Genomic DNA, 25,790 nt, shown 5'->3' with positions numbered 1-25,790 from the left:
GGGCCACCTCCGGTGATGATGTCGAGCGGGTTGTCACGACCCTAGGCCCGCACGGCGCAGGTGGTCGAGGAGCGAGTCGACGAGCGGCAGGGTGCCCAGCTCCCCCAGGGGGAACCACGCCGCCTCGTCCGCGTCGTCACCGGCCAGCAGGGCTCCGCCCGTCACCGTGGCGGCGAAGTCGTGGATCTCGAACTCGCGACCGTCGCCGGTGGGCAGCCGGACGACCCAGAGCTCGGGGCCGACCGTCACCGTGAGGCCGGTCTCCTCGAGCACCTCGCGGGAGCAGGCGGCCTCGAGCGACTCCCCCGGCTCGACCTTGCCGCCCGGCACCGACCACAGCCCGCGGCCCGGCTCACGGCCGCGGCGGACCAGCAGGATGCGGCCGTCGTCGTCCACGACGACGGCCCCTGCGGCCGGGACTATCGCTGCACCTCCGGTCGGGCCAGCTGCTTGGCCAGGTCGCCCGACGGGCTCCTGCGCAGCGCAGCCGTCTCGGGGAGGCTGGCGGGCTTCTCCGGCGTGAAGAGCCAGGCGGTGAAGAACGCGTCGAGGTCCTCGCCCGACACTCGCTCCGCCAGCGCGGTGAACTCGTCCGTCCGCACGTTGGCCCCCGCCTGCATGGCCGTCCAGCGCCTGAGCAGGCGGAAGAAGTCGCCGTCGCCGATCTCGAGGCGCAGCGCGTGCAGGGTCATCGCGCCTCGGTCGTAGACCGGCCCGTCGAAGATGTGCTCAGGGCCCGGATCGCCGATCACCGTCGCCCAGAACGGGTCGTCGGCGGGGATGGCGGCGTAGAAGTCGAAGATCTCCTGGGCCGAGGCCCCGCCACCGTCCTGCGACCAGAGCCACTCCATGTAGCTGGCGAAGCCCTCGTTGAGCCAGATGTGCTGCCAGGCCTCGAGCGCCAGGTCGTCACCAGTCCACTGGTGCGCGAGCTCGTGGACGACCACCGACGTGTTGTCGCCGGGCGAGGTGAACCAGCCCTGCGCATAGATCGGCCGGGTCTGGTTCTCCAGCGCGAAGCCCAGCCCCGGGTCGTCGTCGACGATCCCCCCGGACTCGCCGAACGGGTACGGACCGAGGATGTCGTCGAGGAAGTCGATGATCTCGGGCTCGCGGGCCAGCGCCTCCTCGGCGTTCTCGCCCGTGGACGGACCCGCCGACTCCGTGGCGGTGCGCCAGTCGCTGGCGTTGCCGGGACTGCCGGCAGGTGCACCGGTCGCCGCCCAGCCGTCCAGCGGATCGGCGTCGGCCTCGAACGAGGTCGAGCCCGCGCCACCCGGCGCGACCACGTCGTCGACGTACACACCGTTGTAGGCCACCGACTCGTCGCCGACGACGGACAGGGCGACCTCGACCGACCGACCGGCGTAGGCGGACAGGTCCAGCCTCCACTGCTCGTAGCCGTCGCTGGCGCCGCTCACCGCGTGCCACTCCCCCGTGGTGCCCTCGGCCGTGCAGCCGCCGGAGCCGTCGTCGGTCTGGTAGTGCGTGAGGAACGGGTGCAGGGTGAGCCAGCCCGGGCAGGCGTTGCCCACCTCCCGGGTGGTGTGACCGTTCGCATCGGGGAGCGTCGTCCAGTCCTCGGTGCCGACCGGGCGCGCCTCGACGAAGAAGTGGTCCCATCCCGGCTCGGTGTCGCGGGCGACGTGGAACGAGAGCTCACCGCCCGCCGCCGGGACGTCGATGACCCGGCTCAGCCGCTGGTAGGCCGAGTTCTCGCCGCCGTTGATCGCGTAGCGCTCCCCCGTGCGCGGCTCGGGCTGCTCGTAGAGGACCGGATCGATCGCGTCCCAGTAGTCGATGCCGGCGACGCGCCGGTGGTCGAGGTTGAACTGGCCGACCGTCGCGGTCGCCAGGTACGAGGCCATCGGGTCCCGGGCGACCCACGTCCAGGTCTGGGTGCGGCCGTGCCGCCTCACACCGGCCAGACGGCCGTTGGCGACCGCCTCGAGTCCCCGGGGCACCGTCACCCGGAACCGGTAGCTCGCCTTGTCCAGCGGGTGGTCGTTGACCGGAAACCAGGTGTCGGCCACGTGGGGTTGCCCGACGATCAGGGCTCCGTCGTCGGTCGGGAACACGCCGGCCCGCCCGAGCGCGGGCTCGTCCAGCACGAGCGGGACGCCGCCGTACGTCACGACGACGTGGAAGCGGGCCCGCTTCGCGAGGGCACGACGCGGGATGACCGTCAGCTCGTCCCCCACGTGGCGCCAGCGGGCCGGACGGCCGTCAACCCTGACACTCGTGACCGTCAGGCCGTTGAGGTCGAGGTTGAACGCCGAAAGCGCCTGCGTGGTGCGTGCGGAGATGGTGGCGCGGCCCCGGAGGCGGTCCGTGGGCGGATCGTAGGCGATGTCGAGGTCGTAGTGGCCGACGTCGTACCCGCCGTTCCCGTCCGTCGGGAAATACGGGTCGCCGATGCCCGGCGCCCCGGGACGGGGAGAGGGCCTCGGGTGCGCGCCGGCCGCGCCGGGGATGCCGATCGTCAGGATCAGGACGGCGGTGAAAATCAGGGCGAGGACTCTGCGCATGATGTCTCCTAGGGCCTCATTTCAACGTGACACCGGAGGGTGGATCCGTCAACCCTCCCGTCGTGCCGGCGTAGCGTGATCCCATGCCCTCCATCGCCACCACCACCCGGGTCGATCTCGACGAGCTGCTCGAGTTCGTCCGTCCCCGGCACCGGTTCATCCTCATCACCCATCGCGCCGACGGGAGGCCCCAGGCCTCCCCCGTCACCGGAGGCGTGGACGACGCGGGGCGACTCGTGGTCTCGACCTACCCCGAGCGCGCGAAGACCCGCAATGCCCGCCGGGACGAGCGGGTCAGCGTGGTCGTCCTGTCCGACGAGTGGAACGACGCCTGGGTCCAGGTCGACGGCACGGCCGAGGTCCTCGACGTGCCCGAGGCTCTCGACGCCTTCGTGGAGTACTTCAGGAACATCTCCGGCGAGCACCCCGACTGGGACGAGTACCGCCAAGCGATGGTCGACCAGGGCAAGAGCCTCATCAGGATCACGCCGACGTCATGGGGCCCGATCGCCACGGGCGGCTTCCCCGCCCGGCTCGTGCAGGACTAGTCAGACCGGGGCGAGCGGCGTGTGCGGCTCCGCCGGGAGCGTGACGGTGATCGACCCGCCGGGAACGACCTCGCCGCCGGACTCCACCACCGCCATGACCCCGGCCTTCCTGATCACCGTGGGCACCGAGGTGCCGACCGGGCGTCCCGCCGGCGTGCCGTCGGCCTTCGCCAGCACGACCTTGACCAGCCCGGGCTTGAACCGGTTGATCTGGACGCACGGGTTGCGCAGCCCGGTGAGGCGCACCACGGGCCCGCCGAGGTCCAGCCGCGTCCCGGTGGGCAGGGCGAGCAGGTCGAGGTCGGCGGTGAGGACGTTCTCTCCGAGGTCTCCGGGGCCGAGCTCGTAGCCCTGGGCGAGGGCCTCGTCGAACAGCTCGGCGTGGATCAGGTGGACCTGGCGCAGGTTCGGCTGCTGGGGGTCGCGCTTGACCCGGGAGCGGTGCTTCACGAAGGCGCCGGCATGGGCATCGCCCTCGACCCCGTGGCCGGCCACGAGGGTGATCGAGTCGACCGGCACCTTGCTGAAGCGGTGCAGGTCGTCCCGGCTGACGGCGACGACGCGGGGCTGGGGCACGTGACCATGCTGCCAGAGCCGGGGCTGGCCGTGAGGGTCGCGCCGGGCGCACACTCGGAGGCAGGAACGCACCACCGGAGGCACCATGACCGCGACCTACACCTTCGACGTCTTTGCCAGCGTCGACGGCTACGGCTCCTACCGGCCGCCGGGCGACTGGGGCGGCTACTGGGGAAAGCAGGGGCCCGAGTTCGTTGAGTACCGCGATCGCCTCTACTCCGACGAGGCGCGCATGGTCTTCGGCGGCACCACCTTCCGGGAGTTCGTGGAGATGTTCGCCGCGTCGCAGGACTGGCCCGAGATCGAGGACTCGTGGGTGGGACGGATGCGCCGGATGCCCGCGACAGTGGTCTCGTCCTCCGTCGACCCCCAGGCCGACTGGGTCGACGCGACCATGGCACGGGGCGACGCCGTCGACGTCGTGACGCGGCTGAAGGAGGAGTCCGACGTGCCCCTGCGCTCGCACGGCAGTCTGTCGCTGAACTGGGCACTGCTGGCTGCCGGACTCGTGGACGTCGTGCAGCTGACGGTCTTCCCCGTGATCACCGGTCAGACCGGTGAGCGCCCGGTCCTCGGCGGAGCCGCCGACTTCGACCTCGAGCTGGTCGGCACCCGTACCTTCGACGGCCGGACGGTCGAGCTGACCTACCGACCCTCGCTCCGCACCTGGGACTCCAGCACGCCTACGCTGTCGACGTGACGAGCTCGACCACGCCGGCGAGGCCCCTCCTGGCCGTGCTGCACCTGCGCACCCGGCGACCCCACGACCCTGCCTTCCAGGTCACCCTCGACGCGCTGAACGCGCCCACGGTCCGGGTGTCCGCGGAGCTCGGGTGGGACGTCGTGCCGGTCGCCTGCGCCGAGGTCCCTCCCGAGGTCACGGCCGAACTCGTCGACCGGGCCGACGCCGTCGTCCTCATGGGCGGCGAGGACGTCGACCCGTCGTTCTACGGCGGAGCCTCCACGTACCCGGGCTCGGGACACCACGAGCCGGATGCCGACCAGGCCCATATCGACGCGGTGCACCGGTGTCTCGCCGCGGGAACGCCGCTGCTGGGGATCTGCCGCGGGCTCCAGGTGCTGAACGTCGCCCTGGGTGGCACCCTCGTGCAGCACCTCGGCTCGCAGCGGCACCGCGCGGAGGGCGACGACCACTTCGTCCGGAACCGCGTCACCGTGACGCACGACGGTCTCGGTGCCGCGGTGGATGCGTCGCAGGACGTGCGCTGCGCCCACCACCAGGCGGTCGACCGTGTCGCCGACGGGCTGCTCGTCGCGGCACGCGCGGCGGACGGCGTGGTCGAGGCCGTGGTGCACGAGACCGCGCCGATCACCGGCGTGCAGTGGCACCCGGAGCACGCCGAGACCGCCGACCTGCAGCTCGGAGCCCTGCTGCGGCGACTCACGGAGCAGGCTCCCGTGGCCCGCTCCGCCTCCTGACCGCGGCGCTCAGAAGCCGGTGCCGATCTTCGTCTGCGCCCGTTCCCGGTGGTGCGCTCCCCCCTTCGCGTCGAGTGTCGTGCACGCCTCGGCGATGTCGAGGGTGAGCCGCTCGACCTGCTCGCGGCTCATCGTCTCCTTCACCAGCGCTCGCATGATCTTCACCTTCTCCGCGTTGGGGGGAAGCGTGTAGGCCGGCACCATCCAGCCCCGCTCCGCCGAGAGCTGCCACGAGACGTCGGACTCGTCGAATCCCTCATGGTCACCGTGCAGCCGGAACGCCACGAGCGGCAGCTGCTCCAGGTCGGCACCGATCACCTCGAAGCGACCGCCCGCCTGCAGGTTCTCGGCCAGGGCGGTGGCGTTCTGCTTCATCTGCTGCATGACGTACGTGTAACCGTCACGGCCGAGGCGGACGAAGTTGTAGTACTGCGCCAGCACCATGGCCGCGCCGGTCGAGAAGTTCAGCGTGAAGGTCGCGTCGGTCTTGCCGAGGTAGTTCTCGTAGAAGACGAGGTCCTCGGCCAGGTCGGAGGTCTCGCGGAAGACGAGCCACCCGATGCCGGGGTACACCAGGCCGTACTTGTGCCCGGAGACGTTGATCGACCTGACCTGCTCCAGCCGGAAGTCCCACGCGGTGTCGGGGTAGAGGAACGGCCACACGAACCCGCCGCTGGCCCCGTCCACGTGGATCGGGATGTCGAGGCCACGCTCCGACTTGAGGTCCAGGAGCAGCTGGTTCATGCCGGCGATGTCGTCCATGTGGCCCGTGAACGTCGTGCCGAGGACGCCGACGACGCCGATCGTGTTCTCGTCGAGGTGCGGCGCCACGTCGTCGGGGCCGATCGTGTACTTGTTCTCGGCGAGCGGGACGATCCGGGGCTCGACATCGAAGTACCGGCAGAACTTCTCCCACACGACGTGGACGTCCGCGCCGAAGACGAGGTTCGGACGATCGGTCGACGCGTTCTCGGCCTCCCGGCGCTGCTTCCACTTCCACTTGAGCGACAGGGCGCCGAGCATGATCGCCTCCGACGACCCCTGGGTCCGGCAGCCGGTGGTCTCCCCCGGCGCGTTGAAGAGATCGGCGAGCATGCGCACGCACCGCTGCTCGATCTCGGCCGAGATGGGGTACTCGGCGTGGTCGATGAAGTTGCGGTGGAGGTTCTCGGCGATGATCCGCTGCGCCTCGGGCTCCATCCAGGTGGTGACGAAGGTGGCGAGATTGCGCTGGGGATCGCCCTCGAGGTTCAGGTCCTCCTCGAGCAACCGGAACGCGTCGGTCGGACGCATCCCGCTCGCCGGGAAGACGGTGGCGGGCGCCCGCTCCGTCAGGAAGCGATTGCCGTAGAGCGACTCTGCCCGCTTCGCGTCGAGTGTCATGTGACCAGACCGTCCGTTCGTTTCGAGGTGGGTGTGTCGAGTGCCTGGAGGATCGCGCCGCCGACGAAGCAGACGGCGCCGGCGAAGGTCCCCCAGTTGACGAGCCCCACGTTGACCAGCTGGTCGGTCGCGGGGCGGGTGAAGGCGGCGAGTCCGGCGAGGAAGAAGAACGCCGAGCCGAGCTGGTTCACGGCCGCGACCCACCACGTCAGGACGCCGGGGCGCACGACCCACCGGCCGTCCCCGACCTCGACCAGCGCCACGTGCCCCGATGCGAGGAAGCAGAGGCAGCCGATGATGTCGGGGATCCAGATCCAGCCGTTCGACTGACGTGGGGTCAGTCCGTCCGCGAAGGCGGCCACGAGGCTGACGGCGAAGAACAGGGTCCCGACGAACAGGACCACCGCGCTGAGCCGGGCCCGGGAGCGGGCTCGGCCGGCGAGCAGCACCGACAGGTAGCCGCCGAGGCTGAAGAAAAACCCGCCGACGAGGTACGTCACCGTGGCGACGGTCGGATCCTCGGGACCCAGCTGGGCCAAGGCCGCACCGGTGGCGAAGAGCGAGCCGCCACAGACGAAGGAGCCGGCGCACAGGAGGTTCAGCCGGACGGGACCGCGCGTCGACAGCACACCGTCCATGGGTCTGCTCCCCTCGCTCCGCAGTCCATCGTCCGTTCCGCAGCGGGGACGGCCATCACCCAGAAGGGATGAGCGGCTTGCGCCTCACAGCGCCCGGCCGCGCCTGTCGCAGGGAGGTGTCACCTCGACGCCCGCCACCTCGAACTCGGTGTCGAGCAGGCGCAGGGTGCGTTCCATCGCGGTGGGCTGGAGGCGCCCGACGCCGCTTCCGTGCGGGTGGTCGAAGAAGATCAGCAGCAGCACCAGCGCTCCCATGACCACGGTGACGCTGCCGATCAGGGCCACCTGGGTTCCCACCCCCTCGGCCGGGTCGGCGAACAGCAGCATGAATCCCAGGAGGACCAGCGAGAGCACGCCCAGCGCGATCCACAGGGGCAGCGGGACGATCCCCTCGGCGCCGTGCACCCGTGCCAGGCGAGCATCCTCGCGGGCGGCCGTCTGGTCCATCCACCGGTCGTAGGCCGACTGCTGGGTCTCGGTCCCTGGCGTGACGTCGACCATGGTCAGGAAGAGCTCGGCACCCCAGGGGTTCACCCGCTCACCGAGGCGGCCCTCGTCCAGGGTGTCCCACTCCGTGGTGGCCACCGATCGGGCGTAGCAGACGAGCTCGCCCGAGAGGTCCGACGCGACGGCGGGTGCCATGAACTGTGCGGTCTGTGCCTGCTGCAGCACGAGGACGGCCTCGGTCTCGGCGCCCTGGCGGGAGGCGTCGTACGAGCTGAAGCCCAGGAAGATCAGGAAGCCCAGCAGCACGGAGAAGCCCGTCGCCACGGCGCCGAAGACACCCGAGGCCCTGTCGCCGTCGGAGAAGCGACTGCCCTCGGGCGCGCGCGTCCGCGCGAAGAGCATGAGCGCCGCCGCAGCCGCGGTGAGGAGAGTCAGCGCCCCGACTGCCGCGAGCACGTTCACCGTGGCCTCCCGTACGTCCGGACGATCCCCGACGCTAAGCCGCGGGCCGGCGCCCGTCCTCATCCCACGAAGGTGAGGTGGGCGCCGGCCCTCGTCGTACGGTCAGGCTCACCTGGGTCGAGATCTTCCCCTAGTCGCCCGCCGCCATGCGCCGGGCGCGGTCGACGGCGAACCCCGCGACGTCCCGGACGGCGGCCTCCTGCGGCCCCGGCAGCCACTGACGGAAGATCACGTCGCCGCCGTGGATGAGCCCGAGGTTGACGCGGGCCGCGACGTCGACGCCCGCGCGTGCGAGCTTTCGCGCGAAGGCGACGCCCTCGTCGCGCAGCGGGTCGAGCTCGTTGACCGAGACCACGAAGGCCGGCAGCCCGCGGAGGTCGTCCTCGGTCGCGAAGTACGGCCAGGCGAGCGGGTCCTCGGCGTGCTCACCTGTCGGGTCGTACGCACGGACGAGCAGCGCCATCCCCGCGGTCTCGATGAAGTAGCCGTCGTTCTCGACCAGCGACGGCAGCTCGGCGATGCGCCGGTCGCGGTCCCAGGAGTAGCCGCCACTGATGTACGGGATGCAGGCGTAGACGCCGTCGATCGCGTCGACCCGGCCGCGACTCTTCGCGAGGAGCGTGGTGGCGATGGCCAGGTTGCCGCCGCCGGACTCCCCTTGCACCACGAGGCAGCTCAGACCGAGCGCCTCGCGGTTCTCGTCGGCCCACAGCACGCCCGCGAGGCAGTCCTCGACGCCCGCGGGGAACGGGTGGTGTCCCTCGGAGGTCCACGCGTTGCGGAAGTCGACCATGACGACGACGCACCCGGAGGCGGCGATGTCGGTGCACCACCGACGGTGGAGCCGGTTGTCGGTCCTGATGATCGTCATCCCGCCGCCGTGGGTGTAGACGACACCGGGCAGCGGGCCGTCGACGCCTGCGGGCCGGAAGATGTGCAGCACGATCTCGTTGCCGTCGACACCGGTGATCGTCTCGGTCGAAGTCTCGACATCGTCCCGGTCCCCCGGGAGGTCGATCGGGATCGAGTCGTAGACGGCCTGGAATCCCTCGTGGGCGGCGCCGACCGCGGCCAGGACGGTCTCGAGGTCGTCGTCGGCGGACACCGGCGGTGGGACGGCCACGGCATCGAGGCCGAAGGCCGCCATGGCCTCGACCATCGCGGGCGGGAACCGGTCGTCGGTCCGGGGCCCGCGCGACTCGTCGCCGAGTCGGCCGGGCAGGGCGTAGGTGGATCGTTCGGGGGTCACGGTCATGGGAGCACCTCTGTGGCGTAGGTCACGTTTGCGAGGAGCATAGAACCGCGAATGCAACATGACAATAGTTCTGTTGCATCGTTGGTGGTCCGGCCTGCGCTCAGGGCCGCAGCAGCGCCTCGAGCACGCGCTGGGTTGCCTCCGGCGCGGGGGGCGCGCCGGTGATGCTCGGCAGGTAGACGTAGGACTCCACGAGGCGCACGCACGCATACGCCAGGTCCTGCGCGGGAACCGTGTCCGTCGTGCGGCCCTCGGCCACGTCACGCTCGACGTACCCGCGGACCGCGCCCACGAGCCGTGCGTGGAACCCGTACTCCGCCGTCGTCATCACCCGCATCAGGAACGCGTTGTTCTCCTCGTTGAACCGGCGTACCTCGGGCCACGAGAACATCGCCCGCAGGAACCCTCCGATCACGGCGGGAACACGCGGGCCGGGCGAGTCCTTCGCCTTCTCCCACTCCTGGCGCAGGGTCAGGTCCGTCAGCTGCCACGTGACGTCGACCAGCATCTGCTCCTTGGTGCCGACCCAGCGGTAGAGGGTCACACGGTTCACCCCGAGCTCGTCGGCCATCCGCCCGAGGTCGAACCGCTCGCCGTTGAGGTAGGTCCGGCGGCCGAGCCGGTAGGCGTCATCCTTCGTCGGGCGCCCCATGGGCCCTCCTCGATCCCACGGTGTCGTCCAGCGCAGGTCGTAGGTCGGGCCAGCCGAACGCGAACCCCGCGGACTCGAGTCGCTCCGGCAGCACCCAGCGGCTCTTGAGCAGCAGCTCGGACTCGTTCCGCAGCACCCACATCGCGGGCTCCAGCATCCACCGCGTCGCGGGCAGGCCGATCGGCATGCCGACGGTCCGGCGCAGCTCGGCCATGAGGGTGCGGTTGTCGCTCGGGTTCGGCGACGAGAGGTTCACCGGACCCTCGATGCCGGCGTGCTCCTCGATGAACCGGATCGAGGCGAGCACGTCGTCGATGTGGATCCACGAGAACTTCTGCCGGCCGCGCGAGTGGTGCATCGGCACCGGTCCGCCGGTCGGGTTCGTCCCGATCCCCCGGTACCGCCGGTGCTGGAACCAGCGGCCGTCGTACTGCGGCCCGCCGATGCCGATCCGCGCGACACGTCCGAGCAGGTCGGACGCCGGACCACCCAGGACGATCGCCATCCGCAGCGCCACGCGGCGGGTTCCCAGCAGCTCGCCGGCGAAGAGCTCGTCCTCCCAGCTGCGCGCGACGTCGACCGAGAACCCCGTGCCGAGCTCGCCGTCGGACTCGGTCTGGGGACGGTCCATCGCGTACCGGTAGATCGTCGCGGTGCTGGCGTTGAGCCAGAGCCGTGGCGGCTCGTGGGCGGCCGCGATCGCCTCGCGCAGCTGTCGGGTGGTCTCCACCCGTGACCGCAGGATCTCGTCGCGGTTGGCGTCGGTGTAGCGGCAGCCGACGCTCTTGCCGGCGAGGTTCACCACCAGCGCCGCGCCGTCGACCAGTCGCGCGAGCCCCGCCGGGTCCGACCACCTGGCGTCCGGGCCACTGCGCCCCACGCGCGCGACGTCGTACCCGCGCTCCGTGAGGTCCTCGACGAGCCGGTGCCCGATGAACCCGTTCCAGCCGGCGACGACGGCTCGCTCTCGCACAGTCATGCCCGCACGCTAGCGGCTCGGCGACACGCGTGCCCTGAGGAACACCGGAGTCGGCCACCGGGGGTGCTCAGGGTCACGTCAGGGCGATCTTCGGGGTCGCGCCCGATGTGCCGGAGGGGTCCGGACCGCGACGCTTCTCGACATGATCACCGTCGAATCCCTCTCCAAGTCCTACGGCTCGCACGCCGCCGTGGACGATGTCTCCTTCATCGCCGCGCCGGGCCGGGTCACCGGCTTCCTCGGGCCGAACGGCGCCGGCAAGTCCACCACCATGCGCGTCATGGTTGGTCTCACGCCGCCCAGCAGCGGCGACGTCCACGTCCTCGGTCGCCGCTTCGCGGACCTCCCCGATCCCGGCCGCGAGGTCGGCGTCCTCCTGGACGCCTCGGCCCAGCACGCCGGTCGCACCGGCCGCGAGATCCTGACCGTCGCCGCCCTCACGATGGGCCTGCCGCGCTCCCGCGTCGACGCGATGCTCGAGCGAGTCAGCCTCACCCCGGACGAGGCCGGTCGCCGCGTCCGCAACTACTCCCTGGGCATGCGCCAGCGGCTCGGCATCGCCACCGCCCTCCTGGGCGATCCGGAGGTGCTGATCCTCGACGAGCCCGCCAACGGCCTCGACCCGGCCGGCATCCGCTGGATGCGCGACCTGCTCCGGGGCTTCGCGGACGACGGCGGCACGGTGCTGCTCTCGTCGCACCTGCTCCACGAGATCGAGGTCATCGCCGACGACCTGGTCGTCATCGGCAACGGCCGGATCGTCGCGCAGGGCACGAAGGACGAGCTGCTGGCCAGCGCCGGCACCCTCGCCCGGGCCGCGGACGGAGCCGCCCTCGCGACGGCCCTGCAGGCCGCGGGCATCACCGCCACCCCGAGCTCCGGCGGCGCCGTGCTCGCGGAGGCCGACCTGACCACCGTCGGCACCGTCGCGTTCGACGCGGGCATTCCCCTCCTGGAGCTGCGTGCCGCGGACGGCGCCCGCCTCGAGGAGATGTTCCTGTCCCTCACCGCCGACACCCAGCGCGACGACGTCCAGCACCGCACCGAAGGAGCAGCAGCATGAGCACCACGATCGTTCCCGGCACCACCGGGATCGCGCCCCGCGAGCCGCGCACCGTGCCCGCACGGATCCCGTTCGCACGGATCCTGCGCGTCGAGCTGCGCAAGATGTTCGACACGAGGTCGGGCTTCTGGCTCATGGCCAGCGTCGTCCTCCTCTCGGTGATCGCCACCGTGGCGACGCTGATCTTCGTCGACGCCGAGGACCTGACGTACGAGCACTTCGCCAGTGCGGTCGGAGCCCCGATGTCGGTCATCCTGCCGATGATCGCGATCCTCGCGGTCTCCAGCGAGTGGAGCCAGCGGACGGCCCTGACGACCTTCACGCTGGTCCCCCACCGTGGTCGGGTGCTGGCGGCGAAGGCCGTCATCACCGTCGCCATCGGCGCCGTCTCGATGCTGATCGCCGGCGCCGTCGGCGCGGTGGGCAACGTCGTCGGCACGACGATCGCCGGCGTCGACCCCACGTGGACGATCACCGTGGGCGAGTTCGCCCAGATCATCTTCGCCAACGAGATCGGGATGCTGATGGGCCTGATGCTGGGCATCGTCCTGCGCAACTCCCCCGGCGCGATCGTCGCGTACTTCGTCTACTCGCTCGTCCTGCCCGGCGCGTCCAGCGCCCTGGCCAGCACGAACCAGTGGTGGGCGGACAACGGCGCGTGGTTCGACCTGAACTGGGCCACGATGCGGCTCTTCGACGAGAGCCTCACCGGTGAGATGTGGGCGCAGCTCGGCGTCTCGGCGGTCGTCTGGCTGGTCGTCCCGCTGCTGATCGGCACCCGGGCGCTCCTGCGGTCCGAGGTGAAGTGACGCAAGGCACCACGAGGGCCCCGGGGCGACCCGGGGCCCTCGTCATACGTTCAGGAGCGCGGCGACCTCCTCGTCGGTGACGGGCTCGAAGCGGCGGTACCAGCGGCCGACGGCCCCGAAGGGCTCGGGCGACTCGACCACCACCAGGGCGTCGGCGGCATCGAGCTCCTCGGCAGCCGAGGCCGGAGCGACGGGCGCTGCGACCACGACGCGCGCCGCACCCTGGAGTCGCGCCACCCGGCACGCCACCTGGGCCGTCGCACCTGTCGCGATGCCGTCGTCGACGATCAGCGCCGTGCGAGCCGTGAGGTCGATCCGCTCGCGATCGCCCCGCAGTCGCCGGACCCGGGCCTCGAGCTCCTCGCGCTCGCGGCGTTCGACCGCCCGGACCAGCTCATCGGTGACCCCGTGGAGTGCGACCTCCGCTCGGTCGAGCACCTCGCAGCCGTCCTCGCCGATCGCGCCCATCGCCAGCTCCGGCCGGAAGGGGTAGCCGAGCTTGCGCACGACGATGACGTCGAGCGGCGCGCCGAGCTCCCGCGCGACCTCGAAGGCGACCGGCACTCCCCCGCGTGGCAGGCCCAGCACGACGACGTCCGGCGCGGCCAGGTGGTGCACACGCCGCGCCAGCTGCCGGCCCGCATCGACCCGGTCGGCGAACGGCAGGAGGGTGCGGAGCCTCATGGCAGGAAGCGGGTGACCCAGCCGAGCCGGTCGTCGAGCCAGCCGAGCAGGCCGAGCGTGCTGGTGATCGAGGCGGGCGGATCGGACACGAGCGTGTCCGCGCGCAGGATCCGGTCGAAGTCGATCTCGACCGGGTCCGCACGGCGCTTGCCCTGACGGTCGAAGAACTCCACGCCCGCGAGGCGGAGCACCCGGATGACCTCCTGGGCGAGGATCCCGTAGCCGATCGTCGTCGGGTGGACGCCATCCAGGGAGAACAGCCCGCCCTCGGTGCGGCCCTCGGGTCCGGCGCGGAAGAACCGCGTGGTGGGCACGGGGTCCAGCCGCTGGAGGGCCGCGGGCAGCTCGTACTGCTCCCACCAGGCCGGTCGTGCCCAGGGACTCTCCACGTAGCGGCGGGTGGCGAGCCGGTCGAGGAGGCCACCCATGTCGAAGAGGTACCAGTCGAGTCCGTCCTCCCGCGCCGCACGCACCGACGCGATGATCGTCTCGTTGTACGCGTCGATCGCCGAGTCGATGGCGCGGACGTCGTCCTCCGTCAGGTGCGGGTCGTGCCGAGGGTCGAAGTCCTCGTCGGTGATCCAGGGACGCGTGTAGTACGGGAAGTAGCGGGAGTCGGGGCGGACCTTCTCGTGGGTGCCACGGGCGAGCGGCGCGATCGTGACCGACGGGATGGTCGTCACGACGACGTGCTGCGCCTCGATCGTCCGCAGTCGCGCGACGAGGTCCGCCCAGTCGGCGCGGAACGCGCTGGGGCGCCACAGGTTCGAGCCGGCCCGGGTGTCACGACGCTGCTCGAGGGTCATCTCCGCGTAGGAGTCGGGGGTCCACGCGATGTCCAGCGAGACCACCGTTCCGAGAGCGTTGTTGGAGCCCAGCGCGACGACGAGCGTCTCGACACCCTCGCCGGCAGCGAGGTCGGCCACCGAGTCGAGCACCGTCCGGCCGGGGTCACCGCCCGCGGCACGGTGCAGGATCGGCCACGCGGCACGCGCGGGGTGGTGCTCCACGAGCTGGGCGAGGAAGTTGTCGGACGGCTTCGTCGCGAGCAGCTTCTCGACCCTCGCCTCGGTGGTCACGATCGGGTCGAGCACGTCCCAGCTGTGGACTCCGGTGTTGTGGAACGGGCGGCCGTCCTCCGGCTCCCGCGACCCCGCGCCGCGTTCCCAGTGATCCTCGATGTCGTCCATCCGGTCACGGAGCCAAGGAGCCGCCCGGACGGCCTCCAGGAGGTCCAGGCCGCTGCCGAACCGCCGGTCGAACTCGCGCGCGAGCCGCTCCAGATCGACGGGAAGCCCGCCCGGACCCGTCGGCCACTCGTACGTCGGAAAGGTGAACTCGTCGGCGCTCAGTCCTAGCTCGAAGGCGATGATCGCGGGCCAGCTGAGATCCGTACGGTGGATCGCTCCGCTCATGAATCCCTGGACGAGCGAGTCCCCCACCGTGACGAGCCGGTGGCGGGCAGGTCGCTGCGGGGCGACGGCCGCCAAGGAGACGCCGAGGGTCGGGTCGTCCTCGGGACGGCGTGGCTCGTCGCGGATCCGCACCTCACGTGGAATCGGCTCCCGTGCCGGCATCACGCCTCACCCTCCCCGGCCTCTCCCCCGCACGCTACGCCCGCGGGAACGGACCGTCTACGGCGAAACTGCCACCGACGACGGCCTGCCCGTGTGACACTTCGTCTCCTACCGAGAAGAGGGCGGCATGCGGCGCTGGGCCACGATCTCGTTGATCCTCGTCCTGGCGGTCCAGGGATGCGGCGTCGCGCGCGGTGGGTGCACCGAAATCGGCGGGTTCGACGGGCTCAGTGCGGAGATCCCGCGTTCGCTGTTCATCGCCTCAGGTCGCGTGACGTTCGAGGTCTGCCGATCAGCCGAATGTGCCACCGCGACCGTGACGCTCCCACGAGTCCCGGAAGGTGCCGTGGGGCGGCTGGTCAGCGTCAGCTTCAGCGAACTCGACAAGAGGTTCAGCGCGGGAACCGTGAAGGTCGCAGTGGCGTTGATGGACGACGCCGGCACCACGACCGCGACCGCTCGGCGAGACGTCGAGCTGACAACGTCGTTTCCCAACGGGAGGGCCTGTGACGGCGAGGGATACGTGAGCGGCACCCTCACCATGACGGCACAGGATCGGGCACCTTCCCGGGCGTGATCGCGACCGCCGGCCAAGCCACAGAAATGACGAAAGCCCCGGTCTCCCGGGGCTTTCCGTTGTCGGGCTGACAGGATTTGAACCTGCGACCCCCTGTCGAGTCCGAGCTCCGTACGAGCCGAGACGGTGGGTACCGAGAACCGCGGAACTCCCTCCAATGGTGGGGGGGATTCCTCTGGGTCACTTCCGACGATACCCGACTGCCCACAACGAACGCTGGGCCAATCAGGCCACATAACGGCCACCGGAACGTGGGCCCGTCCCACCTGGCAACGTCAGACGGGACAGAATCGCAGGGGCGAACGACCGGCTGCCCCGACGAGGCGTCGATGAGTCCGAAACCAGCAACGGAGGCACGGTGGAGAGTCAGCGGATGGGAGCGTCCTCCCGAGACGACTCCCCCTCTGAGACCGCTGGTGCAAAGGCGCGAGAGGTCGAGGTGGTCGTGATCGGTGGCGGTCAGGCCGGGCTCGCGACGGGGTTCTACCTGCGGCGTGCGGGCATGGTCCCGGGGCGTGACTTCGTCATCCTCGACGCTGCCGATCGGCCCGGTGGAGCATGGCCCCGGACGTGGGACGGGCTCCGGTTGTTCTCGCCGTCGGGCTTCTCCTCGCTCCCGGGATGGATGATGCCGGCTTGGGATGACGCGACCCGTGGCTTTCCGCCGCGGGACCACGTGGTGGACTACCTGACCCGGTACGAGGAGCGCTACGAGCTGTCGGTGTTGCGCCCGTGCCGTGTGGAGTCCGTGACGCGCCTTGATGATGACCCCCACGGGTCGCTCGGGGTCGTCGCCGGTGACCTCGCGGTGGCTGCTCGATCCGTGGTCTCGGCCACCGGCACCTGGGAGCGACCGTTCTGGCCGGTCTACCCGGGCGCTGCGGCGTTCGCCGGCCGGCAGCTGCACGCCGCCGACTATCGCAGGCCTGACGAGTACGCCGGGCAGCACGTCGTGGTGGTGGGCGGCGGCAACTCCGCGGCCCAGATCCTCGCGGAGGTATCCACGGTGGCTGCCACGACGTGGGTGACCAGCCGTCCGCCCAGGTTCCTGGCTGACGACGTGGATGGAAGGGTGCTTTTCGAGACGGCCAGCGCCCGCGTCAAGGCGCTCGCGGAGGGGCGAGAGCACAGCGGGGTGGCCGGGCTCGGGGACATCGTCATGGTGGCCAGCGTGAAGGACGCCAGGGATCGTGGCGTGCTCGAGGCGGTACCGATGTTCGACCGGCTCAGCACTGACGGCGTCGCGTGGGCCGATGGCACGGAGCAACCGTGTGACGCGGTCATCTGGTGCACCGGATTTCGACCGGAGCTTCGTCACCTACGTCCGTTGGGCCTGCGCCTCGAGAGTGGACGCATCGCTGTCGGAGGCGCCTCCGGGACGCAGGCGATCGGCGAGCCGCGGCTGTTCCTGGTGGGGTACGGAGACTGGACCGGACCGGCCTCGGCAACCTTGGCCGGCGTCGGCCCCACGGCTCGGTCGACAGCGGCCGCCATCACCGGGACACGCGGGCGGCGGGCGTGACCGTTGCTCAGTCGATGCCCGCGACCTGACTCCGGCGCTCGACCAGGACGGTGTCCCGCCACCTGCCTGCGGCGGGACCGACGACGGCCTTCGCGACGCGGGTCCGGGTGCCGATGGTCCGGAAGCCGTGGCGTTCGTGGAGGCGAAGGCTCGCCGTGTTCTCGGGGAAGATGCTCGACTGGATGGTCCAGATGCCGGCGTCCTCCGTGGACTCGATGAGCGCTTCGAGGAGCAGACCGCCGATCCCGCCGCCGTGCGCTTGCGGCGCGACGTAGATCGAGTGCTCAACCACACCCGCGTACACGGGTCGGCTGGACACCGGCGAGCAGGCAGCCCATCCGGCCACCGCCCCGGAGGCGTGCACCGCCACGAGACGGTGGTCGGGAAGCCGCGAGGAGTCGAACGACTCCCAGATCGGGACCACTGACTCGAAGGTCGCGTGTCCGGCGTCGATGCCGGCTGCGTAGATGGCCTCCACCTGTGGCCAGTCCTCGGGAGTCATCCCGAGGATCGCGATGTCGTCTCTCACTCCCCCATGGTGACCCGCGGCCCGAGACCGGCCGCTGACAGGCTCCCCTCGGCTCTCAGACGGCGAGGTCACGGAGCAGATCCGTGACGCGACGCTGGATGTCGTCCCGGATGTCTCGTGCCTCTTCGAGCGTGGCGCCCTCGGGGTCCGAGACGCCCCAGTCCTCGTACCGCTTGCCGGGGAAGTAGGGGCACTCGTCGCCGCAGCCCATGGTGACGATGACGTCCGCAGCGTGCAGCACGTCGTCGGAGAGGGGCTTCGGGTACGCCTCGGCCAGCTCGATGCCGCGCTCGGCGAGCACCTGGACCGCGAGAGGGTTGACCTCGCCCGTAGGCCGGGACCCGGCCGAACGCACGTGCACCTTGCCCGGCGCCAGGTGCGCGGCGATGGCGGCGGCGATCTGTGAGCGTCCAGCGTTCTGCACGCAGACGAACAGGAGCTCGGGAACCTTCTTCGCAATCAGTCCCTTCGTCTGGGCCGAGGCCGCCAAGAGCTCGCGCGCGTAGCGGCTGACGAGCAGCGGGACGTGCCGTGCGATCTTCGCGTCGGTCAACAGCGACTCGGCTGCGCGGTCGACGAATTCCCTGACTTCGTCGAGTGAGAACGTGCCCTGGTGCTCGTAGGCGATCTCCGCCGCAATCGCCTCTCGGTTCAACTCGTGCGACGGGTCCACTGTCCTGTCTCCTTGGCTCATGAGGTGGTCGCGCTGCCGAGCTGGATGAGCTCAGGCGCAGCCGGGGCGGCGCAGCAGCTCCCGCCCTCGGCGCTCTCCTCGTCGAACAGTCCGGCACCACCGCAGACGCCGGTGTCGGGAAGGGTCAGCTCCACCCGCTCCGCGGCTTCGTGGTCGCCGGCGATGGCCGCGACGACCGAACGCGTCTGCTCGAAGCCCGTCAGCGCGAGGAAGGACGTCGCACGACCATAGGACTTCATGCCGACCAGGTAGAACCCGCTCTCGGGCTGGGCGAGCTCCTTGGCGCCGTGAGGGTAGACGGTGCCGCAGGAGTGCTCGTTCGGGTCGATCAGCGGCGCCAGCTCGCGAGGTGCCTGCAGCACCGGATCGAGGTCCAGTCGCATCTCCGACAGCATCTGCAGGTCGGGGCGGAACCCGGTCAGGACGACCACTTCGTCCACGTCGGTGACGATCTGTCCGTCGAAGGACTCGATGGTGAGCCTGTCGTCGTCCTGCCGAGAGACGCGCGATGTCCGGAAGCCGTTCATCGTCGTCACGGGTCCGGATTCGACTGCCGCCTGGGCCTGCTGACCGAGCTCACCCCGCGCCGGCAGCTCGTCCTGGCCGCTGCCGGCGAACGCCTCCCCCACGCTCGCGCGCCGGACGAGCCAGGTGATGCGTGTCTCGGGCGCCGTCCTAGCCAGGGCGGTGAGCCCGATCAGCGCACCCTTCGCCGAAGCGCCCGTCCCGGCGACGACGACATGCTTTCCGGCGTAGCGGTCGAGCTCTCCAGCGTTGCCGAGGTTCGGGATCCGGTAGGAGATGCGGTCCGCTGTCTCGTGCTCACCGATGGCCGGGACGCCGTCCCCGCCGAGCGGGTTGGGACCGCTCCAGGTGCCGGAGGCGTCGATCACCGCACGGGCGGTGAGGTGCTCGGCCCCGAGGGGCGTGGTGACGTGGACGGTGAACGGGGCCTCGTCGCGACCCGAGCTCACCAAGCGGTCGCGCGACTGCTTGGCCACGGCCGTCACCGTCGTGTTGAAGCGGACCGAGCCACCGAGCGCATCGGCCAGAGGCTGGAGGTAGCCGGCCACCCAGTCGGCGCCCGTGGGGTAGCGCTTCGGGTCAGGCGGGGTCCAGCCGGCGTCGGCCAGGACCTTCTCGGCCGCGGGGTCGATCAGCTCGGACCACGCGGAGAAGAGCCGCACGTGGCCCCACTCCCGGACGGCCGCACCTGCGGCGTCGCCCGCTTCCAGGACGATGAAGTCCACTCCACGGCCACGCAGGTGGGCGGCGGCCGCAAGGCCGGCGGGGCCTGCACCGATCACGACGACGGGTAGGTCGGAAAGCTCAGACATCAGGAAGCTCCTCGCGTACATTGACGATTGTCGATGCCTCGACTGTAGCGCCTCATTGAAGAATGTCAATGAACGATCTAGGGTGGTGGCATGGCCACCGAACTCACCGTGCTCGAACCGGTCTCGACGAGCTGCTGCTCCCCCGTCACCGGCGGCGTCCTGAGCGATGCCGAGGCCACGAGCCTCGCCGCGCGGTTCAAGGCGATGGGCGACCCGAGCCGCCTGCGACTGTTGTCCCTCATCGCCGCCACCGAGACGGGTGAAGCGTGTGTCTGCGACCTGAACGAGTCGCTCGACCTGAGCCAAGGAACGGTCAGCCACCACCTGGGAATCCTCGTCAAGGCCGGACTGCTGACCCGGACCAAGCGCGGCCAGTGGTCCTTCTACGCCCTCGTCCCCGGCGCGATGGGGACTCTCGCCCGCGCACTGGACGCCTGACGCCTAGGCGTTGACCAATCCCGCCTCGATGTCGGCGAGGAAGCGCTCGGCGTCCAGGGCGGCCTGGCAGCCGGTGCCCGCGGCCGTGATGGCCTGGCGGTACGTGTGGTCCACGAGGTCGCCCGCGGCGAACACGCCGCGGAGGTTCGTGGCGGTGGAGCCGGGCTGGACGAGGACGTAGCCCTCGTCGTCGAGGTCGACCTGCCCGGTCAGCAGCTCGGAGCGCGGGTCGTGGCCGATCGCGATGAACAGGCCGCTGACGTCGAGCCGGCGGGTCTCACCGGTGACGGTGTCGCGCAGCGTGACGCCCTCGAGGATGCCGTCGCCGTGGATCTGGTCGACGGCGCTGTTCCACGCGAACTCGAGCTTGTCGTTGGCGTAGGCGCGGTCGGCCATGATCTTGCTGGCGCGCAGCTCGTCGCGACGGTGGATCAGCGTGACCTTGTCGGCAAAGCGCGTGAGGAACAGCGCCTCCTCGACGGCGGAGTCGCCGCCGCCGACGACGGCGATGTCCTTGCCGCGGAAGAAGAAACCGTCGCACGTGGCGCACCAGCTGACGCCGTGGCCCGAGAGCGCGTCCTCACCCTCGATGCCGAGCTTGCGGTAGCCCGAGCCCATCGCGAGGATCACCGCGTGCGCGCGGTAGGTGCTGCCGTTGGCCAGCGCCACGGTCTTGATGTCGCCGGTGAGGTCGACCGAGGTGACGTCGTCGGACACCAGCTCGGCGCCGAAGCGGTCGGCCTGGGCGCGCAGGTTGTCCATCAGGGCCGGGCCCATGATGCCGTCGGGGAAGCCGGGGAAGTTCTCCACGTCGGTGGTGTTCATCAGGGCGCCACCGGCGGTGACGGAGCCCTCGAACACCAACGGCTCGAGGTTGGCACGTGCGGCGTAGATGGCAGCGGTGTACCCGGAGGGGCCGGAGCCGATGATGATGACGCTGCGGACGTCAGACACGGTTCGACTCCTCGGGCGTCAGGGAGGCGATGAGCTCCTCGATGCGGCCGCGGATCTCGTCACGGATCGGGCGCACCGCGTCGATTCCCTGACCGGCCGGATCCTCCAGGACCCAGTCCTCGTAGCGCTTGCCCGGGAAGTACGGGCACTCGTCCCCGCAGCCCATCGTGATGACGACGTCGGAGGCCTTCACGGCGTCCTCGGTGAGCTTCTTGGGCTGCTCGCCGGCGATGTCGATGCCGACCTCGCGCATCGCCTCGACGGCGACCGGGTTGATCTGGTCTCCGGGCATGGAGCCCGCGGAGCGGACGTCGATGCGATCGCCGGCCAGCGCGGTCAGGAAGCCGGCGGCCATCTGCGAGCGGCCGGCGTTGTGGACGCAGACGAACAGGACGGAGGGACGATCAGACATGCGGTGCTCCTTGGTCGGAGGTGGTGGAGGGAGTGAAGAACTTGCGGGCCCACAGGGCGACATAGACGAGCCCGACGAGAACGGGGACCTCGATCAGCGGCCCCACCACACCTGCCAGGGCCTGGCCGGAGGTGACGCCGAACGTGCCGATCGCGACCGCGATGGCGAGCTCGAAGTTGTTCCCGGAGGCGGTGAACGCCAAGGTGGCCGTCTTGGCGTAGCCGAGGTCGAGCACCTTGCCGAGCACCATCCCCAGACCGAACGTGATCGTGAAGTAGGCCAGCAGCGGAAGCGAGATGCGCACGACGTCGAACGGCTGGCTCGTGATCGCGTCGCCCTGCAGGGCGAAGAGGACCACGATCGTGAACAGCAGGCCGTAAAGCGCCCAGGGGCCGAGCCGAGGCAGGAACGTGTCCTCGTACCACTCGCGACCCTTGGCCGTCTCCCCGATCGTGCGGGTCAGGAATCCGGTGACCAGCGGGATGCCGAGGAAGACCAGCACGCTCCCGGTGATGGACCAGAACGAGAACTCGGCCGACGTCGTCTCCAGCCCGAGCCACCCCGGCAGCGTCTGCAGGTAGAACCAGCCGAGGGCTCCGAAGGCGAACATTTGGAAGACGGAGTTGACGGCGACGAGCACCGCCGCGGCCTCGCGATCTCCGCACGCCAGGTCGTTCCAGATCAGCACCATCGCGATGCAGCGCGCGAGACCGACGACGATCAGGCCGGTGCGGAACTCCGGCAGGTCCGGCAGCATCAACCAGGCGAGCGCGAACATCAACGCCGGCCCCAGGATCCAGTTCATGAACAACGAAGCACCGAGCAGCTTGTGGTCGCCCGTGACGCGCTGGGTCTCGTCGTAGCGGACCTTCGCCAGCACCGGGTACATCATCACGAGCAGGCCGATCGCGATCGGCAACGACACCGAGCCGATCTTCACCGAGTCCAGCGCCTCGTCCAGCCCGTCGACCGTGCGACCGAGAATCAGACCCAGCGCCATCGCCAGGATGATCCACACCGGCAGGAAGCGGTCCAGCCTCGACAGGTGGGCGACGACTTCGGTTTCGGATCTACTGTCTGCGGCGGGTGCGGACGTCACTTGCGGCTCCTCGAGGACCTCAGTCCTCCATCGACGGTTGTCTATCTACGAAGGAGCGTACCCCGCCTTTCCGGTCGACCGCGCCACGCCGGATGAACGCCCGGTGAACTGTTCCGGCCAGCTCGACACCCCCGCGACCTTTGCCGTTTCCCCTTGCAGAATGGGGACATACTGGGCCCATGGCCAACCCCAACGGACAGGACGCCAGCTGCTGCATCCCGCTGACCGCCGCCCCGATCACTCCGGACGACGCGACCGAGCTGTCACGCAAGTTCAAGGCTCTCGCCGACCCCACCCGCGTACGACTACTCTCACTCGTGGCGGCGCACGAGGGCGGCGAGGCGTGCGTCTGCGACATCACCGAGCCCGTGGGGCTGAGCCAGCCGACGGTGTCCCACCACCTGAAGATCCTCGTCGAGGCAGGACTGCTCGCGCGCGAACAGCGAGGCACGTGGGCGTTCTACTCCGTCGTCCCCGGAGCGCTTGGCCATCTGTCCGACGTGCTGCGGGACCCCACCGCGCGAGAGACGCAGAGCCTCGCCATTAGCTGAGGACTTCCACGAAGTGCTCCTCTGAAGTCACAGTGCTTCCACCGAACGCGGGCGCCGTCCCGTTTGCGCCTGAGGAAGTCCACCGACCGAACAGGGAGCGGGGTGAGCATTCACTCCGTAGGAGCGCGAGAGGCTCGGTGGAGTGAGCGTATCCGTGTAAGAGCCTGAGCAGATCGCACTCCTTGTCAGGAGCGGAGTGGGCGTCCACGACGGGGGGAAGTCGAACGCCCACTCCTGGAAACGAACCTACTATGAAACGTAGTACCTCATGCGCACCCTCACCGCGTCACGCCTTGTTGCCCTCCGTCGCGGTGGGCCACGGGTTCGCGCGACATCCACCGAGTCCCTTCGTCTGCTGGGACATGACGGGCGAGGTCTCACCGACGCCAGGGCAGGCCTCATGGCCGTTTCCGAGGGCGTGACCGAATTCGTGATTGACCAGGTAGGTGCGGTAGCGAGCGAGGTCGGATCCGTAGGCATTTGCGCCATGGGCCCATCGCCACGAATTCAGGACAATCATCTCGCCGTTGCGACATGACAACCGTCCGCCCGTAGCCAGGGGCCTGCACAGTTGATCGGTCGTTCCGGGGGTGGCGAGTCGAATCCGGAACTTCGAGCCCGTCGAGACTCTCCGGAACGTCTCGGTGGTCACCGACGTCCATCCGCGACCGTCGGACAGCACGTCATCGACGAACCCGGCCACATCGTTCGCCGAGTACGGAAGACCTTCTTCGACCTCGACCGAGTAGGTGAGCTCCCGACCGGACCCATCTGGCGCAGCGGGACCAACGCCCGCGACGGAGAACCTCCCGCTTCCAGACTCGGGAAGCGCCGGGGCCGCGCCTGGCGTCCTGTCGTCGGTGCGGGAGGTGCGGCTCGCCGGCGCGTCGGTCTCAGCTGCTGAACCACGGCCCGGCGTCGGGGTTGTGGCTGCCGGGCGTGGTTGATCCGCTCTGGCCGATCCCTGAGCACGTGTCGCATCCTTCGCGCCCAGCTCATCGACCGCGTCACCGAGGACGATCCCACCCGCCAGGAACAGGATGGCCGACAGAGAAAGCCACCGCCTGCTGCGCCTTCTCACCTTTCGCCGGGCGCCGGGGCGTGGTCGCCGCCGACGTGCTGCGTCCCGCCGGGCGGGAATGGCGAGAGACGCTTGCGTCGGATGCGTGGCCCGCCACGCCGACACCGCGGCCCCAGCAAGCAGGAGAAGACCGACGATCTCGGACAACACGTTCCTGGCACCTGCAATCGAGCTGACGGCACACTCACGCGATCCCCGCCCAAGTTGCCGTGTGGGACGACTTACTATTGGCGATAGTAATGCGCCCAGTCCAAGGAGCGAACAGTTGACCAGACAGACCAAGATCGCCGCAGTCATCGCCGGCGTCGTCATCGCCGCACTGGCTGGCGTGTTCATGACGTCGGCGGGCGATGATTCCAGCGATCCGACCGCGGATGACGCACAGGTGGAAGAGGCGCTGAGCCGGACCGACGCCCACGTGCTCGGGAAGAAGGGCTCCAGCGATGTGACGTTCGTCGAGTTTCTCGACTTCGAATGCGAGGCGTGTGGTGCCGCGTACCCGATCGTGGAGGACCTCCGAGAGAAGTACGCGGGCGAGGTGACCTTCGTTGCTCGGTACTTCCCGTTGCCGGGTCACTTCAATGCGGAGCGCGCCGCATGGGCCGTCGAGTCGGCGGCCCGTCAAGGCAAGTTCGAGCAGATGTACCGAAAGATGTACGAGACGCAGTCAACCTGGGGCGAGGCCCAGGAACCGCACGACAAGCTCTTCCGCGGCTTTGCTGAAGACATCGGTCTGGACATGAGCCAGTTCGATACGGACTACGGATCTGACGTGGTCAAGGCTCGAGTGCAGCGCGACATCGATGACGGTATCGAGCTCGGCGTTCGAGGCACTCCGACGTTCTACGTCGACGGAGAGCTCTTTGAGCCGCAACGCGTCGAGGACTTCACCCAGGTGATCGACGAGGCACTGGCGAGGTGAACGGCGCCGCGCAGGGGTCGTCAACGCGCGAGACGGCGATGGCATGGTTGTTGTTGGTCGGCGGGTCCATCGGCCTGCTTGCCTCAGCGGTCCTTCTCGTCGAACGGTTCGAGCTCGCCGAGAATCCCGCCTACACCCCGTCATGCAGCTTGAATCCGGTGTTGAGCTGCGGCTCGATCATGAAGTCGGATCAGGCCGCGGTATTCGGCTTCCCCAATCCGATCCTGGGTGTGGCGGCATTTCCCGTTCTGATGACCACCGGCGCGGTGATGCTCGCGGGCGCTGAGTTCCGGCGCTGGTTCTGGTTGGGACTACAGGTCGGCGTCACGGCGGGAATGGGTTTCGTCTTGTGGCTGGTGTTCCAGAGCCTCTACCGGATCGGCGCGCTCTGCCCGTACTGCATGGCAGTGTGGGCCGTCGTCATCCCTACGTTCTGGTACCTCGCGCTTCGAAATGCCCGAGCACGAATCTTCGGGGAACGAGTCGCTACGGCTCGAGTCACACGCTGGGCCGAGGTGTGGCACGCGCCCATCCTGTTGGTCACGTTCCTGTTCGTGTTGGGCCTGATCGGCGTCCGATTCTGGACTTACTGGTCGACGCTCGTATGAGTTGACCCGATTTCCCGTTCGCCTT

General features: G+C 69.8%; 29 protein-coding genes. 11 read left to right on the top strand and 18 right to left on the bottom strand.

Translation table 11 applies throughout. From position 1 onward, the window contains the following. Positions 1–33: 33 nt before the first annotated feature. Both B2363_RS04400 and B2363_RS04395 read right to left on the bottom strand, forming a co-directional pair. Positions 34–423 (bottom strand): NUDIX hydrolase, encoded by a 390-nt coding sequence (locus B2363_RS04400; RefSeq protein ID WP_286929024.1) that lies wholly within the window; start codon positions 421–423, stop codon positions 34–36. After that, positions 420–2,528, bottom strand: coding sequence for a M1 family aminopeptidase (locus tag B2363_RS04395; RefSeq protein WP_286928708.1), 2,109 nt, complete (start codon positions 2,526–2,528; stop codon positions 420–422). The genes B2363_RS04400 and B2363_RS04395 overlap by 4 nt, the downstream gene beginning before the upstream one ends. Positions 2,529–2,611: 83 nt before the next feature. Here B2363_RS04395 and B2363_RS04390 point away from each other — a divergent pair, with 83 nt between their 5' ends. Next, entirely contained in the window at positions 2,612–3,076 is a 465-nt protein-coding gene (locus B2363_RS04390) for a PPOX class F420-dependent oxidoreductase (RefSeq protein WP_286928706.1), read from the top strand. Here the strand turns inward: B2363_RS04390 and B2363_RS04385 are convergent, their stop codons facing one another. After that, on the bottom strand, positions 3,077–3,652 hold the full coding sequence (locus B2363_RS04385; protein WP_286928705.1) for an MOSC domain-containing protein: 576 nt from the start codon (positions 3,650–3,652) through the stop codon (positions 3,077–3,079). It lies immediately after the preceding gene. An 85-nt stretch (positions 3,653–3,737) separates the two neighbouring features. On the opposite strand from B2363_RS04385, the gene B2363_RS04380 reads away from it, so the two are divergent. Then, on the top strand, positions 3,738–4,352 hold the full coding sequence (locus B2363_RS04380) for a dihydrofolate reductase family protein (protein ID WP_286928704.1): 615 nt from the start codon (positions 3,738–3,740) through the stop codon (positions 4,350–4,352). After that, positions 4,349–5,092 carry a gamma-glutamyl-gamma-aminobutyrate hydrolase family protein gene (locus B2363_RS04375; RefSeq protein WP_286928703.1) on the top strand — a complete coding sequence of 248 codons (744 nt, stop codon included), beginning with the start codon at positions 4,349–4,351 and terminating at the stop codon, positions 5,090–5,092. The genes B2363_RS04380 and B2363_RS04375 overlap by 4 nt, the downstream gene beginning before the upstream one ends. Before the next feature lie 9 nt (positions 5,093–5,101). Here B2363_RS04375 and B2363_RS04370 read toward each other — a convergent pair whose 3' ends face one another. The 6 genes from B2363_RS04370 to B2363_RS04345 all read right to left on the bottom strand — a co-directional run bounded on the left by B2363_RS04370 (position 5,102) and on the right by B2363_RS04345 (position 10,908). Continuing rightward, the gene (locus tag B2363_RS04370) at positions 5,102–6,475 is read right to left on the bottom strand and encodes a glutamate decarboxylase (protein ID WP_286928702.1); all 1,374 of its coding nucleotides are present in this window, start codon (positions 6,473–6,475) and stop codon (positions 5,102–5,104) included. Beyond that, positions 6,472–7,113, bottom strand: a complete 642-nt coding sequence (locus B2363_RS04365) for a hypothetical protein (protein ID WP_286928701.1) — start codon at positions 7,111–7,113, stop codon at positions 6,472–6,474. The genes B2363_RS04370 and B2363_RS04365 overlap by 4 nt, the downstream gene beginning before the upstream one ends. An 84-nt stretch (positions 7,114–7,197) precedes the next feature. Next, positions 7,198–8,022, bottom strand: a complete 825-nt coding sequence (locus tag B2363_RS04360) for a hypothetical protein (RefSeq protein WP_286928699.1) — start codon at positions 8,020–8,022, stop codon at positions 7,198–7,200. 130 nt (positions 8,023–8,152) lie between these two features. After that, a complete protein-coding gene (locus tag B2363_RS04355; protein WP_286928698.1) occupies positions 8,153–9,277 on the bottom strand; it encodes an alpha/beta hydrolase fold domain-containing protein in 1,125 nt (374 codons plus the stop codon). 100 nt (positions 9,278–9,377) lie between these two features. After that, a complete protein-coding gene (locus B2363_RS04350) occupies positions 9,378–9,929 on the bottom strand; it encodes a QsdR family transcriptional regulator (RefSeq protein ID WP_286928697.1) in 552 nt (183 codons plus the stop codon). Next, positions 9,907–10,908: an epimerase gene (locus tag B2363_RS04345; RefSeq protein WP_286928696.1), complete on the bottom strand. Its 1,002-nt coding sequence runs from the start codon at positions 10,906–10,908 to the stop codon at positions 9,907–9,909. The genes B2363_RS04350 and B2363_RS04345 overlap by 23 nt, the downstream gene beginning before the upstream one ends. Positions 10,909–11,050: 142 nt before the next feature. Between B2363_RS04345 and B2363_RS04340 the strand changes: the two genes are divergently transcribed. Together B2363_RS04340 and B2363_RS04335 are read left to right on the top strand one after the other, a co-directional pair. Further along, complete coding sequence (locus B2363_RS04340; protein ID WP_286928695.1) at positions 11,051–11,971, top strand: ABC transporter ATP-binding protein; 921 nt, start codon at positions 11,051–11,053, stop codon at positions 11,969–11,971. Continuing rightward, on the top strand, positions 11,968–12,780 hold the full coding sequence (locus B2363_RS04335) for an ABC transporter permease subunit (RefSeq protein ID WP_286928693.1): 813 nt from the start codon (positions 11,968–11,970) through the stop codon (positions 12,778–12,780). The genes B2363_RS04340 and B2363_RS04335 overlap by 4 nt, the downstream gene beginning before the upstream one ends. 42 nt (positions 12,781–12,822) lie before the next feature. On the opposite strand, the gene B2363_RS04330 is transcribed toward B2363_RS04335, so the two are convergent. Together B2363_RS04330 and B2363_RS04325 are read right to left on the bottom strand one after the other, a co-directional pair. Further along, entirely contained in the window at positions 12,823–13,464 is a 642-nt protein-coding gene (locus B2363_RS04330; RefSeq protein ID WP_286928692.1) for a phosphoribosyltransferase, read from the bottom strand. Next, positions 13,461–15,044, bottom strand: coding sequence for a hypothetical protein (locus B2363_RS04325; RefSeq protein ID WP_286928691.1), 1,584 nt, complete (start codon positions 15,042–15,044; stop codon positions 13,461–13,463). Before B2363_RS04325 ends, B2363_RS04330 begins: the two co-directional genes overlap by 4 nt. A gap of 124 nt (positions 15,045–15,168) precedes the next feature. On the opposite strand from B2363_RS04325, the gene B2363_RS04320 reads away from it, so the two are divergent. Together B2363_RS04320 and B2363_RS04315 are read left to right on the top strand one after the other, a co-directional pair. Then, positions 15,169–15,618 carry a hypothetical protein gene (locus B2363_RS04320; RefSeq protein ID WP_286928690.1) on the top strand — a complete coding sequence of 150 codons (450 nt, stop codon included), beginning with the start codon at positions 15,169–15,171 and terminating at the stop codon, positions 15,616–15,618. Positions 15,619–16,057: 439 nt separating this feature from the next. Continuing rightward, positions 16,058–17,140, top strand: a complete 1,083-nt coding sequence (locus tag B2363_RS04315; protein ID WP_286928688.1) for an ArsO family NAD(P)H-dependent flavin-containing monooxygenase — start codon at positions 16,058–16,060, stop codon at positions 17,138–17,140. A 7-nt stretch (positions 17,141–17,147) separates the two neighbouring features. On the opposite strand, the gene B2363_RS04310 is transcribed toward B2363_RS04315, so the two are convergent. Genes B2363_RS04310 through B2363_RS04300 form a run of 3 tightly spaced genes read right to left on the bottom strand, consistent with a single transcriptional unit; the run spans position 17,148 to position 19,700 of the window. Next, complete coding sequence (locus tag B2363_RS04310; protein ID WP_286928686.1) at positions 17,148–17,669, bottom strand: GNAT family N-acetyltransferase; 522 nt, start codon at positions 17,667–17,669, stop codon at positions 17,148–17,150. A gap of 55 nt (positions 17,670–17,724) precedes the next feature. Continuing rightward, on the bottom strand, positions 17,725–18,342 hold the full coding sequence (locus tag B2363_RS04305; RefSeq protein ID WP_286928684.1) for an arsenate reductase ArsC: 618 nt from the start codon (positions 18,340–18,342) through the stop codon (positions 17,725–17,727). Positions 18,343–18,359: 17 nt separating this feature from the next. Then, entirely contained in the window at positions 18,360–19,700 is a 1,341-nt protein-coding gene (locus B2363_RS04300) for an FAD-dependent oxidoreductase (protein ID WP_181755867.1), read from the bottom strand. 90 nt (positions 19,701–19,790) lie between these two features. Here B2363_RS04300 and B2363_RS04295 point away from each other — a divergent pair, with 90 nt between their 5' ends. Then, the gene (locus tag B2363_RS04295; RefSeq protein ID WP_286928681.1) at positions 19,791–20,138 is read left to right on the top strand and encodes an ArsR/SmtB family transcription factor; all 348 of its coding nucleotides are present in this window, start codon (positions 19,791–19,793) and stop codon (positions 20,136–20,138) included. Between the two features lie 3 nt (positions 20,139–20,141). Here B2363_RS04295 and trxB read toward each other — a convergent pair whose 3' ends face one another. From trxB to arsB, 3 genes are read right to left on the bottom strand one after another with little or no spacing between them, the layout of a single operon-like run. After that, the gene (gene trxB, locus B2363_RS04290; RefSeq protein WP_286928680.1) at positions 20,142–21,092 is read right to left on the bottom strand and encodes a thioredoxin-disulfide reductase; all 951 of its coding nucleotides are present in this window, start codon (positions 21,090–21,092) and stop codon (positions 20,142–20,144) included. Next, on the bottom strand, positions 21,085–21,504 hold the full coding sequence (locus B2363_RS04285) for an arsenate reductase ArsC (protein ID WP_286928678.1): 420 nt from the start codon (positions 21,502–21,504) through the stop codon (positions 21,085–21,087). Before B2363_RS04285 ends, trxB begins: the two co-directional genes overlap by 8 nt. Further along, positions 21,497–22,603, bottom strand: a complete 1,107-nt coding sequence (gene arsB / locus B2363_RS04280) for an ACR3 family arsenite efflux transporter (protein ID WP_286928676.1) — start codon at positions 22,601–22,603, stop codon at positions 21,497–21,499. Before arsB ends, B2363_RS04285 begins: the two co-directional genes overlap by 8 nt. Positions 22,604–22,782: 179 nt before the next feature. Here arsB and B2363_RS04275 point away from each other — a divergent pair, with 179 nt between their 5' ends. Next, positions 22,783–23,154 (top strand): ArsR/SmtB family transcription factor, encoded by a 372-nt coding sequence (locus tag B2363_RS04275; protein WP_286928674.1) that lies wholly within the window; start codon positions 22,783–22,785, stop codon positions 23,152–23,154. A gap of 286 nt (positions 23,155–23,440) precedes the next feature. Here B2363_RS04275 and B2363_RS16265 read toward each other — a convergent pair whose 3' ends face one another. Further along, positions 23,441–24,532 (bottom strand): DUF3152 domain-containing protein, encoded by a 1,092-nt coding sequence (locus B2363_RS16265; RefSeq protein WP_376785957.1) that lies wholly within the window; start codon positions 24,530–24,532, stop codon positions 23,441–23,443. Between B2363_RS16265 and B2363_RS04270 the strand changes: the two genes are divergently transcribed. Together B2363_RS04270 and B2363_RS04265 are read left to right on the top strand one after the other, a co-directional pair. Beyond that, the gene (locus B2363_RS04270) at positions 24,501–25,157 is read left to right on the top strand and encodes a DsbA family protein (protein WP_286928673.1); all 657 of its coding nucleotides are present in this window, start codon (positions 24,501–24,503) and stop codon (positions 25,155–25,157) included. The genes B2363_RS16265 and B2363_RS04270 overlap by 32 nt on opposite strands. Further along, entirely contained in the window at positions 25,154–25,765 is a 612-nt protein-coding gene (locus B2363_RS04265; RefSeq protein ID WP_286928671.1) for a vitamin K epoxide reductase family protein, read from the top strand. The genes B2363_RS04270 and B2363_RS04265 overlap by 4 nt, the downstream gene beginning before the upstream one ends. The last annotated feature ends 25 nt before the right edge of the window (positions 25,766–25,790 follow it).

It is taken from the genome of Aeromicrobium sp. UBA7512, assembly GCF_002476985.1.
Lineage (GTDB): Bacteria > Actinomycetota > Actinomycetes > Propionibacteriales > Nocardioidaceae > Aeromicrobium > Aeromicrobium phoceense.
The sequence above is the reverse complement of the archived record's forward strand: the minus strand, read 5'-3'. Positions and strand labels throughout refer to the sequence as shown.